The following is a 14,107-nucleotide window of genomic DNA, read 5'->3' as shown; positions in this document are numbered from 1 at the left end:
CTTACACGTTAAGTAATGTAAGTTAAGCATACTATGTGATGTTAATAGTAACAACATGTTTTTCAGAACTGTAAATAAATTGAAATGAATTATTCAAAAGAGAAAAGGAGAGATAGACTATGAGTGAAAACATAAATAAAGAAATAACAGTACTTGGAACTTTAGAAGTTGAGGGAATGAAATTTCATGATATTGAGGGTGGGTTTGGAAAAGGCAAGAAAGCAATGCTAGTAAAGGATATAGCTGAGATACATAATAGAGAACTGAAGGAGATAAATAAAAATATAAATAATAATAGAAAAAGATTTAAAGATATGATAGATATATTAGATTTAAAAGTGAGTGATTTAAAATCACTGAGTTTAGAAATGGGTTACTCTAATCAATCTTATGCAAATGCAAATAACATTTACTTGTTGTCTGAAAGAGGTTATTCAAAACTACTAAAGATATTAGAAGATGATAAGGCTTGGGAGCAATATGAAAAAATAGTTGATGGATACTTCTCTATGAGAAAAGAATTAAATAATCCTCTTTTAAGTGCATCAAAGGAGTTACAAGCTATATTTATGCTAGATAAGAAACAAGAAGTCTTAGAGACTAAAATAGAGAGTGTTAATGAGAAGTTAGAAAACTTTATGGATGATGCACCATTATTCAATATTGAGTGTGAGAGTATTGTTAAAGAAGTTAAGAGAGTAGCAACAAAATCACTTGGAGGACATGGTAGTAGGGCTTATAAAAATAAGTCTCTAAGAGGTAAAGTTTATAGTGATATATATCATCAAATTAAAAGAGAATTTGGAGTAGAAAGTTACAAGGCTATAAAGCGTTGCCAGTTGGATAAGGTACTGGAAATAGTAGATAATTATAAGTTACCTACAGTTCTTGAAGAAGAAATAAGATTATTAAACAGTCAATTATCAATAGTAAGTTAAGACAGGGATAGACTTTCCCTCTTTAAAGGGGAAAACCTTCAATAGTTAATTAAAAAGAGAAAAGGAGTGCTTTCACACTCCACTTGTCAAAAATATAAAACTTTTATATACAAATATTATTATAACATAAATAAATAATAGGAGTGTGAAAGCATGAATAAAAAGACACTATTCCAAGAAGTTGAGGGAAGATTATATAACTATAAAAAATTAGAAAGTCAAATAAGAATAAAAGATATATATATTAAAAAGTTAGAAAACGAGTTTTGTGGATGTAAAGCTCAAAGTTATGAAGAAAAAACAGGACCTACTTATAATATAAGTTCAAGCGTGGAAAATGAAGTTATTAAAAGAGAAGAGGATTTAAATAGATTAAAAGAAGATAAGAAAACATTAGAGATTGAAAAAGAAACTATAGAATGTGCATTAACAAGTCTAAATAGCTTTGAAACAGAGTTCTTCAATGAAATGTACATGAACAATGAAAAAATAAATATGGATTATATGTCTAATGCTATGCACATAGATAGAAGTCATTGCTTTAGAATAAGAAAAAGGATAGTTTGTAAGATTATGGATATGTTATATCCGAAAATAAAAGAGTTTGAATTGCCCATTTTTTCATGGAAAGCTTAAAAATGAGACTATTTTGAGACTTTTTGGAGACTATCGTGAGACTTTTTATTGGCAAAAACGTGAGATAATAATATTGTGGAAATGAAAAATTTCCCTCTCAAAACTAAATAGTTGGCTAGGGTTAAGGGATTGCCCTAGCTTATATGAACAGACTAGGTAGGGCATGAGGATGTTGTTAGTTCAATTCTAACTATGTTCAAAATCTATTGATACACTATATTAAGCATTTGAATTGAGATTAAAATCTCATACAATTTTATCTTAATTCAGAGGTCTAAAAATCGGGTGGGGCTTGGTAACCTCACTCACCATGCAGGTGCTGGTGTTTAATCTAGGTTCGATTCCTAGAACTTGCTACCAACAATATACATTCCCTAAAAAAGGCTAAGTTACCCCTACTTAGTCTTTTTAAATTCTAAAATTATTCTAATAAAGTTCATATTCAGTACACAAACTTTTGGTAATATATAAGTAAATCAAAGATTGTGTAGACATTAAATTAATTCAAATATATATACTTGTACATAAAATATATGATAATTTTAGGAGGTATAAACATGAAATGTCCTAACTGTGGTAGTGAGAAAATTCAAAAAAATATTAAATGGGGAGGAAAAGGAAATACTGGTAATATTGGACTAAGATATAGTTTACTAGGAGTAGCAACCGTATATTCTGATTTATGTTTGGATTGTGGTGAAATAGTTAGAACATACATAATGGAAAATACTGATGAGGATTGGCAAATAAAAAGAATAAAGAATATAAAAAAATAGAATAAGTTAAAAGACTATCTTTGTAGATGGTCTTTTTTTATATAATAAATCAAAAAGGAGAATAAGATTATGAAATTTGAAGAAGTATTACCATTAATAAAAAATGGAGAGAAAGCATTTAGATTAGGTTGGAATGGAAAAGGGATGTTTGTAGTTAGGCAAAAGGGTTATCCAGATGGAATCCCTTGCAATAAGCAAACAGCAGAGGTATGGAATTTAAAAGAAGGAGATTTGTTTAAATGTAATCCATATCTGCAAATAAAAAATAGTGATGGTTCGCATTCTATGTGGGTTCCTAGTACTGGAGATATATTTGCAGATGACTGGGAAGTAATAAGATAAAAGCATTATTTAGAATTATTTTGTAGTTGTCGAACGATTATTAAAGGAATAAGAAGGATAATGTTAAAAATTATAGAAATATATCTTTAAACTCAAAAAAGGAGAAAACATATGGGATTAAAAATAATTAATAATCGTGAGGCAACTATGTACACAGAGGAAGCAGTATATAGATACCTAGAAAGCTTTGGGAAAGTTACATCAGCTAAAATGACTAGTAATCCTTATAAATTAGTTCTAAAAAACAATAAAGGTGATGAAATGGAAATAACAGAATCATTTTCTGCTGGTTATATGGGTGAAGGTTCTAAGGCTACATGTAAATTATTAAAGAAATGTGGTTTTGATTTTGGAGATGAACTTGTTTTTACTAAAGAAAGCTTCGAATTAAGAAATAGAAAATAATTAAGATAAAGGACACTAGCAAGTGTTCTTTTTATTTTAAGTAAATATATTGAATTATTTTGTAACTGTCGAATGGTTTTTGAAGGATATTGACCTTTGAAGTAGAATTTTATACTTTGGAGGGGATGAGGATGGACATAAAAGATATAAAAGAAAGTTTTCAAAAGAAACCTATTGGATGGATTTTTGGGGTATTGATTATTGCAATTATAATTATCCCACTTATTGTTACATTTACTATTTCAATTAGAAATCCAATTTTTAATTTTAATGAAAGTAATGGATGGTTAGGTTTTTGGGGAAGCTATTTAGGTGGTATTTTAGGAGGATTAGCAACACTTATGGCTGTTGTTATTACAACTAATCAAACAAGAGTAATACAGGAAGAAAATAAAGAGGAAACTAGAGAAATACAAAAAGAAAATAAAAATATTCAAAATAAATTAATTGAGCTTAATGAAAATAAATTGTTATATGATTTAAGAACTATTGTCCAAGATGTATATATAGAGGATAACTTTAAATTGGAAGATCATAGAAAAGCTATGAATATTGATATATTATATTTAAATAAAAGCTATGAGAACTTATATGATAAAGCTGAATATTTATCAAGAAAGCAAAAAGAATGTGATGAAGAAAAGAAAGAATGTGAATCATGTGATGATGTTTTTTGTAAGCAAATATGTAATAATTTAGTTTATTTTAATAAATATCGATATTTAATTATAAAAAATATTGGGAAAAATCCAATGTGTTATGTAGAGATTATACTCATAGGGACTTTATGTAACGTAAATAACACTCAAAAAGAAAAGAAAGAGCAGAGGATAAAAGTAGATTTTATAAATTCTAATAATAATGTTGCATTTCCAATGTTTGAGATTGATGATAAGAATGAGATATGGAATTTTTATAGTGATAAGAGCAAGATAATTTATTTTACTAACATTACAGGCAAAAGAGAAAGAGTAACTTTAGAAAGTGAACAAATAGGAGAAGAAATAAAAATAAAAACTAGTTTTGAGATTGAGGATAGTGAACTTAAAAGTTGGGAAGAAGATGCATCAAAGGTAATGTATTTGCAAAAGGGATAGAACTCTAACCAGAGTTCTTTTTTTATTCCCAAAACGACAAACAAACGAGGTGGTGGTATGAATGAAAAGGCAGATTTAGCCCATGAAGATTACTTAAAAGGGCTTAAGTACAAGGAAATAGCTGAAAAGCATAATGTAAGTTTATCAACTGTAAAATCATGGGCAACTAGATATTGGAAACAAAAAGGTTGCAACCAACCAAAAAAAGTTGCAACCAAAAAGAGAGGTGCACCCATAGGTAATAAGAATGCTACTGGACCTCCTGGAAATAAGAATGCTGAAAAGTTTGGTTTCTTCTCAAAATACTTACCCGAAGAAACCCAAGACCTAATTAATGAGATAAAAAATAAAGATAAATTCGATATTCTTTGGGAACAGATAACAATTCAATATGCAGCAATAATAAGAGCACAAAAGATAATGTATGTTAAAGATAAAGAAGAAATGATTAAGGAACTCAAGAAACATGAAAGCACAGAAAATGGTGAGAGGATAGAGTATGAATTTCAATTTGCATGGGATAGGCAAGCATCTTTTCTTAATGCACAGAGTAGGGCCATGAGTGAGTTAAGGAGTTTAATTAAGCAGTATGATGAAATGATTCATAAGGATTGGAATTTGGCTACAGAAGAGCAAAGAGCTAGAGTTGAAAAGTTAAAATGTGAGGTTTATAACCTAAGTAAAGATGATACAGATAAAGAGATAACTGTAAGAGTTATGAAAGCGAGTGGAGAAAATGGAAAGTAAATTTATATCAAATGACCACTTTTATGATTTTATATTCAATTGGGATTACAAATTTTATTTTCTTGTTGGAGGATATGGAAGTTCAAAGAGTTATCATGTAGCAACTAAATTAATTATTAAGCTTCTTGAAGAAAAAAGAAAAGCTTTAGTGGTAAGAGAAGTATATGACACAATGAGAGATAGTTGTTTTTCTCTATTAGAAGAAGTTGCAGAAAGTATGCGTTTAGGAGATATATTATCATTTAAAACAAGTCCTATGAGAGTTATTTTTCCTAATGGAAGTAAAATAATATTTAAAGGGATGGATAATCCAGCTAAATTAAAGTCAATAAATGGTGTATCTATAATATGGTTAGAAGAATGTTCAGAAGTTAAATACACTGGCTTTAAAGAACTCTTAGGACGTTTGAGACATCCTAGTTTATCTAATCATATAATTTGTTCAACTAATCCAATTGGCGAAGATAACTGGACCTATAAACATTTCTTTAGAGATGAAGAAAAAGACAGATTTATATTAGATGATACTGTGTTATATAAAAATAGAATAGTAACAAAGAATAATACCTATTATCATCATTCGGTTGCAGATGATAATTTTTTTCTGCCAAAAAGCTATATTGAACAGCTTGATGAAATGAAAGAATATGACTATGACTTATACAGAATAGCAAGAAAAGGAAGATTTGGTATAAATGGAACTAAAGTATTACCACAATTTGAAGTTATGGAACATCAAGAAGTTATAAATAAAATATCTAATATACCACAAAGGTATTATAAAGTTGGATTCGATTTTGGATTTGAAAAATCATACAATGCACTTTTAAGATTAGCTATAGACCATGAAAATAAATATTTATACGTTTACTGGGAGTACTATAAGAATCAAACTACAGATGATGTGACTGTTAAAGATATTAAGGAATTTAAAGATACTCAAGAACTAATAAAAGCTGATGCTGCTGAACCTAAGACTATAAAATATTTTAGACAACAAGGTTTTAATATATTTGGTGCTAAGAAATACGCTGGAAGTAGACTACAAAATACTAAGAAGGTTAAGAGATTTAAAAAAATTTATTGTTCAAATGAGTGTAAACACACAATAAAAGAGTTAAAGAACCTAACATACGCTACAGATAAAAATAGCAACCTAATATATGATGAATTTAATATAGACCCTCACACATTTAGTGCTATATGGTATGCACTTGATGGTTATGAGGTATCAGACATTAAAGAGCTAAAATATAGTAATGATATTTATAACAAAGGATTAGGACTGAAGAAAAATAATATACAAAATCAATATAATAAGAAAGGAGGAGTCGTATTCTAGTGGATAGTATAAAAAATACTTTACTTGGTTTAACATCTGAACAAAAGAAAGAAATGAGAACGATAAAAGAAGATTATTTTTTTTATAAAGGTGCAGTTAGTGAAGAAGATAAGGATAAACTGGATAAAACTTTATTAGGTCAAAGTTGGGTTGTAAATGATGATTTAGACTATGTTCCAACACAATTAATTGACAATAAAATAGAACAATTAATAAAAAAACAAGCAAGATTTTTTTTAGGAAAAGAACCTAATTTGTTGTTTAAAGCCAGAGATAAAAAAGATAAAGAAGCTTGTGAGAATTTAAGAATTTTCATTGATGATATATTAGATGATAATAAATTTTGGAGTGAGACACTAAAAGCTTTTAGGATTGCAACAGTAACTAAAAGAGTATTATTAAGGATTGAAGCTAATAAAAATGAACCAATTAGTTTATATTACCACGATTCAAGCGACTTTAATTATGAAGTTGATATGAAAGGTAATCTAACTAAAGTTGTAGTGGTTAGATTTATAAGTAAAATAGATGATGATAATTTATACAATAGATATACCTATTACTTAGAAAATGAGGTATGTAAGTTTAAAATAGAGCAGTTCAAAGAAAAAGATTTAAGTAATCCTATAAGTGTTCAAACATATGATACAATATTTACAAAAATACCATGCATATTATTTTTAAATGAAAGCGACCTAATAAATACAAGAGGTCAAAGTGACATAACACAGTTAAAAGAGCTTCAAAATCAGCTTAATAGAAGGGTTTCTGATTTCTCAGATGCTCTAAGATTTCAAATGTTTGGTCAAACAGCTATTATAGATGCTACTGAGGAAACTGTAAATAAAACAAAAATAGCTCCTAATGCACTGATGCCACTAAAAAGTAATGATGCAAGTGAAAATGGCAAACAGGCACAAGCAAAAAGGGTTGAAAGTTCATTCTCTAGTGCTGAACCAATTAATATGTTTTTAAAAAGGCTTGAAGATAGTATGTCAGATAAGCTGAGTATTCCAAAGCCCGAACAGCTTTTAAATATTCCTTCTGCTAAAGCTTTAAAATATATTTACTATGATTTAATAGCTAGATGCTATGAGAAATGGAACGATTGGGAGCCAGGGATTAAACTATTAATTGATTTAATAATCGAAGCATGTGACAAACTTAATTGTTATAATAACTATGATAAAACTTGGACTAAACTAGACTATTTAATAGTTTTAGAAAAGAAATTTCCAATACCCGAAGACGAGGAAGACAACAAGCGTTTAGCAATGGAGGAAGTCAACAACAATGTTAGAAGTCATAGAAGCTATATAAAAGACTTTGGTAGTGATGATGATTATGAAACATCTTTTAATGAAGTATTAGAAGATATTGAAAAAATACAATCAGTAGAGCAAGACCAGTTCAGAAAAGACGCAGATATAGAGATTGATAATATTGATGAAGAATTAAATGATGAATCTAATAATAAAAATTCTAATAAGAATACTGAAGAATAACAAGGTATTAATATGAAGGACAACTCTTATACAAAAAAAGTTCTTGAAGCTAGAAAAAAACTTTTATTATTAGATAAAAAAATACAAATAGAGATATTAAATGTCTACAAAGATGCTAGTAAAACTATTTTAAGTGATATTGCTAAAAATAAAGAGTTAAATCTAAGTACTAAATACTTAAAAAAACTAAATAAATCAATCGAGAAGTATATCAATGAGTTAAATCAAAGATTAGTACCTGTTGCAGAAAAAAGTATAATAGAAGCTTCTAATATAGCTAAAGAATTACAAATGTATTACTATCAATCAATAGTTCCAAATACAGCTATGAACCTTGCATGTGATGCTATGTGTATAAAGACAACTACTAGTGTAGTGGAAAAACTAGTTACAGGTAACTTTTATAAAGATAAAAAGTCATTAGAGGGTAGGATTTGGGGTTATAGTAATAAAAATAGAAAAGATATTGATAGATTAATAAAAGCTAATGTTGCAAGAGGTGCTAATGCAAAAATTTTATCAAAGAGCTTAGATAATTATGTTAATCCAGCTAGAAAAACAGAAGCTAAAACGCTAGAAGTTGGAATGAATAAAAGTATATCTTACCAAGCTCAAAGACTTGCTAGAACCTCTATAACACATGCTTTTGTAGAAACAAGTGTTCAAAATGCGATAAATAATCCTTTCTGTGTGGGGTTACAATGGAACCTAAGTTCTCAACATTATATTAGACAAGTGAAATGGAGGGGCGAGGATGAATGTGACGAGTATGCAGAACAAAATCGTTTTGGTCTAGGTGAGGGAGTTTTCCTACCCGAAAAGTATCCTATTCCACATCCAAATTGTCTTTGTTATCCAGTTCAAGTGATTGTACCAATTAGTGAAGCTTCTAAAATGATGAATGATTGGACAACTGGTGGAGATAATGATATTCTTGATAGTTGGTATAATGGAGCAGTACAACAAAATAATAGTGTTCCACTTATTAAGAAACAAAGAAATAAAAAGAATAAAATAGCTACAAATAGTAAAGATGATAGAATTAAAAAGAACCTTACTAATTCAATTAAGAATAAGTCAAAGAAAGCACCTAAACAAGTTCAAAAATATATTAACAAGTATGTGCAACCAAGCAAAATACTAATTGATAATAGTCAAAAAATACCTTTTATTTATTATACTAAGGTTGATTTAGTTGGTATTAATCCAAATATCAAGGAATTTAAATCATATAATAAAGAAGCTGCTTTACTTCATGAGTTTGCGCATAGAATTGATATAAAAGAAATTAAGAGCTATAATAATATTAAGTTCCAAAAAGCTATTGAAAATAGCTCTATATATGTTATGAAGAATATTGAGAACTTGCAAAGTATATATACTAATTCTAATGAGCTATACAATAACGAATTTATTAGTGACGTATTAGGAGCATTATCTAATAATGAATTTGAGGATTTATTAGCAACTCATAGCGAAAAATATTGGAGTAAAAACAGAAATAAAGAGAAAGAAATATTTGCTAATTTATTTACACTAAAGTATCAAAATAATAAAGAAATAAATAGTTTTATTAAAGAACATTTAAATGATTTGGATAAAATATTTAATGAATTGTTAGGAGGGATTTAGATTGCTTGAAGAAATGAGAAAAGATAAAAAATTGTTAGAGTTAAGACGATTATATAAAGAGAAGTATGGTAAAAACGCACCTGGGTTTAACTATGATGAATACAATAGTTATGCTGAGTACAAAGAAAAGTTAAAAGAATTGATACAAAAATAAAGTGAGCACTTATTAATTAAAAATTAATGAGTGCTTTTATTATGCCTAATTTTAAGGAGGAAATTGAATGTTAGAATATTTTAAAAAGATATTTGGAGATGAGGAAGGTCAGAAAATATATGAAAAGTTATCTAAAGATAAAGAAAATAAGCTTCTTTTAGATAATATTAAAAACTCTAAGTACGTTGAAAAGACAGAACTAGAGAATGCTAATAAAGAGATTAAAGAGTATAAAAAGCAAATAGGGGATAGAGATAAGCAACTAAATGATTTACAAGGCAAAGTTAAAGATAACAAAGAGCTATCAGATGAAATTGAAAGTCTTAAAAATGCAAATAAAGAAATTAAAGAAAATGCAGAAAAAGAAATTGAGGTTTTAAAATTTAATACAGCTTTTGAAAGAGCTATTGAAAGTTATAATCCTAAAAATCCAAAAGCTTTAGCAGCCCTAATAAACAAAGAAAATGTTAAATTAATTGATGGTAATTTCATTGGCTTAGATGAACAAATAAAAGCTTATCAAGAAAGTGACAGTTATTTATTTAAAGATAAAGAAGATATAAAGATAAAAATAGATGGTAAACCACTTGATAACTTAGGTTCTACTACATCAAGTGAAGAAGGAAGCGAGAAAAAGAGTCTAGGCGAGAGATTAGCAGCTGAAAAAGCAGAAGCAAGTAAAGCTACAGAATCACTAGATAGCTTTTTTAAATAAATTATAAAAGGAGGAATAAAAAATGAGACAAAGCTCAAAAACAATTTCTGTAGGGAAAAAAGACATTAGAGATATAGCAGGAGAGCATTATATAAATTTAAATTTTAAGGTAAAAAAGACAGATGTACAAAGTAAGTTAGTTGATGGTGTATTACCAGCAGGTACTTTAGTAAATAGTAGTGGGATACCTGTAAATGATGCAACAACTTATGGAGTAGTATTTAATGAGGTTGACTTTAATGATTCAAAAGGAACAGAAATATTACCAGTGTTAGTACACGGCTTTCTTAATAAAACTAGATTAAAAGAATACACAAATGAAGAAATAACTGTCGAAGCTGAAAAAGCAGTAGCAGGAAGAATATTATTTATATAACGGGAGGATGAAAAGACTAATGGAATTAAAAAACTTTATAAATTCAAAGGAAATAGCTTTATATATTAAAAACTTACCACCAAGAGTAACTATTGATGAAGCTCTATTTCCAGTAACAAAGCAGTTATCTACAGAGATAGAGATAGCAAAAGGTAGTAAGAAAAATCCAGTTGCATTAAGAATGAGTACATTTAATTCAGCAGCAAAAGTAAGAGCATTGAAAGCAGATGTATCTATAAAGAAAAAAGAAATGCCATTCTTTAAAGAAGCTGTTGGAATTGATGAAAATGACAGAAGACAATTAACTATATATCAAGATGCCAACAATCAAAATCTAGTAGAATTTCTGACAAAAACAGTTTTTGAAAATTATGCAAATCTAGTTGATGGAGCAGGAGTTCAAATGACAAGAATGAGAGCTCAATTGATGCAAAAAGGTGAAATAGAGTTGATTACAAAAGATGGAGATGTTGTTGTTGATTATGATATACCAGCTAACCATAAAGAAGCTTTAACAGGAAGTGCAATGTGGAGCGACCCTAAAGCTGATATAGTGGGAGACATAAAAAGATGGCAAAAAATATTTGTAGATGAAGGCTTAGAAAAACCAACAAGAATGTTATTAACTGAAAAGACCTTTATATATATAACTCAAAATGAAGCTATAACAAAAGATTTGAAAACTAGAAACTTTGGAGATATTATAATTACTGATGAAGATTATATTTCATTTTTAAAGAAAAAGTTAGATTTAGAAGTAGCAATTCTAAATGGAACTTTCTTGAATGAAGAAGAAATTTCAATGAATTATTATGAAGACAATCTTGTGTCTTTGATTCCAAAAGGTACATTAGGAAAAACCATATTTGGAACTACTCCTGAAGAATTTGACAGTCAATATGGTAGTGGTAAGTTAGATACACAAGTTGTAAAAACTGGCATAGCAATTACAACTATGGTTAAGGAAGACCCTGTTGCAATAGATACAAAAGTTTCTATGGTAGGAATACCAAGTTTTGAAAGAGCAGATGATTGCTTCTTTGCTACAGTAGCATCTTAAAAAAGGAGGATATTATGGCTAAAAAGAAAGATAATTTAATGCAAGTAAAAGCTTTGGTTTACTTAAAATATGATAATGACTGTTATAAAATAGATGATGTGTTTGAGATTAGAAAAATTGACCAAGAACTTATGGAAGAAAAAGGATATATAGAAGTTTTAGGAGAAGTTGAAGAAAAGAATAATAACGAGCTTCTTAATAAAGATGGTGAGTAGATATGTCTATTACTGATTTAGATAAATTAAAACTCAATTTGCAAGAAGAAGAGTATCCTTATTTTACAGATGAACAACTTGTGATGTTATTAGAATCTAATGAGAATAATGTTTTAAAAGCTTCATGGAGAGGTTGTTTACTCAAAGGTGCCACAGATGATTGTATTAAAATAGGTCCTATAGAAACTAAAAGTAGTAATAGTTCATACTGGTTGTCATTAGCAGATATATATAAAACTGATTATTTAGAAGAAAAATCAAAGAATGAAACAACTAACACAGGATATAAAACATCTATAACAAGAGTTGATGGACAATGAGAAAGTTAAGAGCTGATAAGATAATAAAAACTATTAATCGAGGGATAGCTTTAAATCCTCAAACAATAACTATAGAGCAGGAAATTAAACAAATAGTGGATGGAGCTATTGAGATTACAAATGAAATAAAGGAACTAATAGTAGTTATATATCCCGAAAAAACCAACGATACAGTAATAAGTAGTGAAACTATTGGTACAGTTTATAAAAATAAAAATTTTGGTATGGTTGCAGATAAAGAAGCTAGTTTAAGATTAAATAATGAAAGTGATATAACTTTTAAATGTATTGAAGGCACTATGAAACTAAACTATGTAAATCCTATTGTAGTTGAGGAACAGATTTGTGGTTATATATGTGGTCTTGAAAAGATAGATTAGAGGTGATTTATTATGAGTGTGTTTACCAAGGCTATAAATGAAATTGATAAGAAAAAGGCTACAATGCCACTTTTGTGTATGAATATAGCTTTTATGTTAGAAGGAGAAGCTAAGAATAGTGCAAAATGGACTGATAGGACAGGAAATGCAAGGCAAGGCATAACAGGAACTAGTCTAGGTGGAGGAAATAAATACATTGTTAGGTTAGGGCATGGAGTTGACTATGGAACTATTTTAGAGGAAGGTTCAGCACCTCATGTTATAAAACCTAAAAGTGCTAAAGCTTTATTTTGGAATGGAGCTTCACATCCTGTTATGAAGGTACAACATCCTGGCACTAAAGGGACACATTCTTTAGAGTCTACAGTCAGTAGGAATATGCCTAAGATAGGTAAATTAATAGAAGGGCATTGGAGTAAATAATATGAGAGCAGGAATAAGAAAAGCCTTGATTGATAACATACCAAGATTAAAAGATTGCTATGAACCAACTGTTCCTAATAAAAAAACTATAAAACCTTATATTGTAATTGTCCAAGGTGAAGATGCTGACAATGAAGGTGATGTTATAGGTTTTAGAAGGACCATAAATATTTGGTTATATGAGAAAAGGACTACATTTAATAAACTGGATGAACTTACAAAAGAAGTTATAGAGATTTTAGATTTTAAAACTATAACAGATGATACTTCTAATGAGGTATTTACTTGTATTTATGAGGGTGCAGTTGGTCAAGATGTTATAGATGAAGAATGGGAAGCTATAATAAGGTGTCTGAAATTTAGTGTAATAGCTTTAGATGATAAAGAAGATATAACTAGTGATAGATGGGTAGAAGCTCTATCTAAGTACACAAAAGATTTATTGGAAATTGAAGTTTACAAGGATAATTGGAAGAAAAATTTTATAGCACCATGCTGTTTGTGGCGAACTACAAATGTTGAAAACAAAAGGATTAACTATCATCTGATTGAGATTACTAAAACTATGAAGTGTCATGTTGTAAGTAAAAATAAGGATGAAATAGTTAAGCTTCTTGAAGAATTAGAGACTAAGCTAATAATAGATAAGAGAGTAAGACTTAGAGAAGATAAAAACATGTATTTAACTCTTGTAAGTGTAGTTGAAGATAGAGAATCAGACATGTTTTCTAATGGTCAATTAACTATAGTATTCAAAATGATAGGTAAGATAAAAAGAGAAGGACCTATTATAAATGAGATTTATAGTAATGGAAACTTAAGATAGGAGGTGCAAGGGTTGGCTGAAACAATTAATAAAAAGATTAGTGTAAGTAAGCAAGAAGAAAAATATTTGAAAAATGATTTCTTAAAAAATAGTGAAGCACTTGGCTACAAGAAAGAAGTAGTGGCAGGTGCTTTATTTAATTGTAAGAAAGAAGAACTTACAAAAGTAGAGTTTGAGAAATTAATAAAAGATTTCTTAGAAAGAGAGGTGAAGTAAAA

General features: G+C 28.7%; 20 protein-coding genes. All 20 read left to right on the top strand.

Annotated features, from left to right (window positions below):
• Nucleotides 1–119: 119 nt before the first annotated feature.
• The 20 genes from ACTG44_RS13270 to ACTG44_RS13175 all read left to right on the top strand — a co-directional run bounded on the left by ACTG44_RS13270 (nucleotide 120) and on the right by ACTG44_RS13175 (nucleotide 14,105).
• Nucleotides 120–938, top strand: a complete 819-nt coding sequence (locus ACTG44_RS13270; protein ID WP_479920596.1) for an ORF6C domain-containing protein — start codon at nucleotides 120–122, stop codon at nucleotides 936–938.
• 153 nt (nucleotides 939–1,091) lie between these two features.
• The gene (locus ACTG44_RS13265) at nucleotides 1,092–1,574 is read left to right on the top strand and encodes a hypothetical protein (RefSeq protein ID WP_021365848.1); all 483 of its coding nucleotides are present in this window, start codon (nucleotides 1,092–1,094) and stop codon (nucleotides 1,572–1,574) included.
• A 557-nt stretch (nucleotides 1,575–2,131) separates the two neighbouring features.
• Nucleotides 2,132–2,350 (top strand): hypothetical protein, encoded by a 219-nt coding sequence (locus ACTG44_RS13260; protein ID WP_107578201.1) that lies wholly within the window; start codon nucleotides 2,132–2,134, stop codon nucleotides 2,348–2,350.
• A gap of 69 nt (nucleotides 2,351–2,419) precedes the next feature.
• Nucleotides 2,420–2,692 carry a DUF2829 domain-containing protein gene (locus ACTG44_RS13255; RefSeq protein ID WP_407815317.1) on the top strand — a complete coding sequence of 91 codons (273 nt, stop codon included), beginning with the start codon at nucleotides 2,420–2,422 and terminating at the stop codon, nucleotides 2,690–2,692.
• A 111-nt stretch (nucleotides 2,693–2,803) separates the two neighbouring features.
• Complete coding sequence (locus tag ACTG44_RS13250) at nucleotides 2,804–3,097, top strand: hypothetical protein (protein WP_479920595.1); 294 nt, start codon at nucleotides 2,804–2,806, stop codon at nucleotides 3,095–3,097.
• 131 nt (nucleotides 3,098–3,228) lie between these two features.
• Nucleotides 3,229–4,194 (top strand): hypothetical protein, encoded by a 966-nt coding sequence (locus ACTG44_RS13245; protein ID WP_479920594.1) that lies wholly within the window; start codon nucleotides 3,229–3,231, stop codon nucleotides 4,192–4,194.
• 57 nt (nucleotides 4,195–4,251) lie between these two features.
• The gene (gene terS / locus ACTG44_RS13240; RefSeq protein WP_479920593.1) at nucleotides 4,252–4,941 is read left to right on the top strand and encodes a phage terminase small subunit; all 690 of its coding nucleotides are present in this window, start codon (nucleotides 4,252–4,254) and stop codon (nucleotides 4,939–4,941) included.
• Complete coding sequence (locus tag ACTG44_RS13235; RefSeq protein ID WP_167640244.1) at nucleotides 4,931–6,283, top strand: PBSX family phage terminase large subunit; 1,353 nt, start codon at nucleotides 4,931–4,933, stop codon at nucleotides 6,281–6,283. Before terS ends, ACTG44_RS13235 begins: the two co-directional genes overlap by 11 nt.
• Nucleotides 6,283–7,788 (top strand): phage portal protein, encoded by a 1,506-nt coding sequence (locus ACTG44_RS13230; RefSeq protein ID WP_479920592.1) that lies wholly within the window; start codon nucleotides 6,283–6,285, stop codon nucleotides 7,786–7,788. Before ACTG44_RS13235 ends, ACTG44_RS13230 begins: the two co-directional genes overlap by 1 nt.
• A 12-nt stretch (nucleotides 7,789–7,800) precedes the next feature.
• Nucleotides 7,801–9,420 carry a hypothetical protein gene (locus ACTG44_RS13225; protein ID WP_479920591.1) on the top strand — a complete coding sequence of 540 codons (1,620 nt, stop codon included), beginning with the start codon at nucleotides 7,801–7,803 and terminating at the stop codon, nucleotides 9,418–9,420.
• 1 nt (nucleotide 9,421) lies between these two features.
• A complete protein-coding gene (locus ACTG44_RS13220) occupies nucleotides 9,422–9,574 on the top strand; it encodes a hypothetical protein (RefSeq protein ID WP_021370617.1) in 153 nt (50 codons plus the stop codon).
• Between the two features lie 67 nt (nucleotides 9,575–9,641).
• The gene (locus tag ACTG44_RS13215) at nucleotides 9,642–10,289 is read left to right on the top strand and encodes a phage scaffolding protein (RefSeq protein WP_054270870.1); all 648 of its coding nucleotides are present in this window, start codon (nucleotides 9,642–9,644) and stop codon (nucleotides 10,287–10,289) included.
• 22 nt (nucleotides 10,290–10,311) lie between these two features.
• Nucleotides 10,312–10,665, top strand: coding sequence for a hypothetical protein (locus ACTG44_RS13210; RefSeq protein WP_223195772.1), 354 nt, complete (start codon nucleotides 10,312–10,314; stop codon nucleotides 10,663–10,665).
• A gap of 7 nt (nucleotides 10,666–10,672) precedes the next feature.
• A complete protein-coding gene (locus ACTG44_RS13205; RefSeq protein WP_332850908.1) occupies nucleotides 10,673–11,725 on the top strand; it encodes a major capsid protein in 1,053 nt (350 codons plus the stop codon).
• 14 nt (nucleotides 11,726–11,739) lie between these two features.
• Nucleotides 11,740–11,940, top strand: coding sequence for a DUF7210 family protein (locus tag ACTG44_RS13200; protein ID WP_479920590.1), 201 nt, complete (start codon nucleotides 11,740–11,742; stop codon nucleotides 11,938–11,940).
• Nucleotides 11,941–11,942: 2 nt separating this feature from the next.
• Nucleotides 11,943–12,260 carry a hypothetical protein gene (locus ACTG44_RS13195; protein ID WP_479920589.1) on the top strand — a complete coding sequence of 106 codons (318 nt, stop codon included), beginning with the start codon at nucleotides 11,943–11,945 and terminating at the stop codon, nucleotides 12,258–12,260.
• Nucleotides 12,257–12,640, top strand: coding sequence for a hypothetical protein (locus ACTG44_RS13190; RefSeq protein ID WP_479920588.1), 384 nt, complete (start codon nucleotides 12,257–12,259; stop codon nucleotides 12,638–12,640). Before ACTG44_RS13195 ends, ACTG44_RS13190 begins: the two co-directional genes overlap by 4 nt.
• Nucleotides 12,641–12,652: 12 nt before the next feature.
• Entirely contained in the window at nucleotides 12,653–13,063 is a 411-nt protein-coding gene (locus tag ACTG44_RS13185) for a hypothetical protein (protein ID WP_479920587.1), read from the top strand.
• Between the two features lies 1 nt (nucleotide 13,064).
• Entirely contained in the window at nucleotides 13,065–13,889 is an 825-nt protein-coding gene (locus ACTG44_RS13180; protein WP_479920586.1) for a hypothetical protein, read from the top strand.
• Between the two features lie 12 nt (nucleotides 13,890–13,901).
• On the top strand, nucleotides 13,902–14,105 hold the full coding sequence (locus ACTG44_RS13175) for a YqzN/YkzM domain-containing protein (protein ID WP_167640252.1): 204 nt from the start codon (nucleotides 13,902–13,904) through the stop codon (nucleotides 14,103–14,105).
• The last annotated feature ends 2 nt before the right edge of the window (nucleotides 14,106–14,107 follow it).

This window comes from Clostridioides sp. LIBA-2809 (genome assembly GCF_056688965.1).
This window is presented reverse-complemented; position numbering and strand designations above follow the sequence as displayed.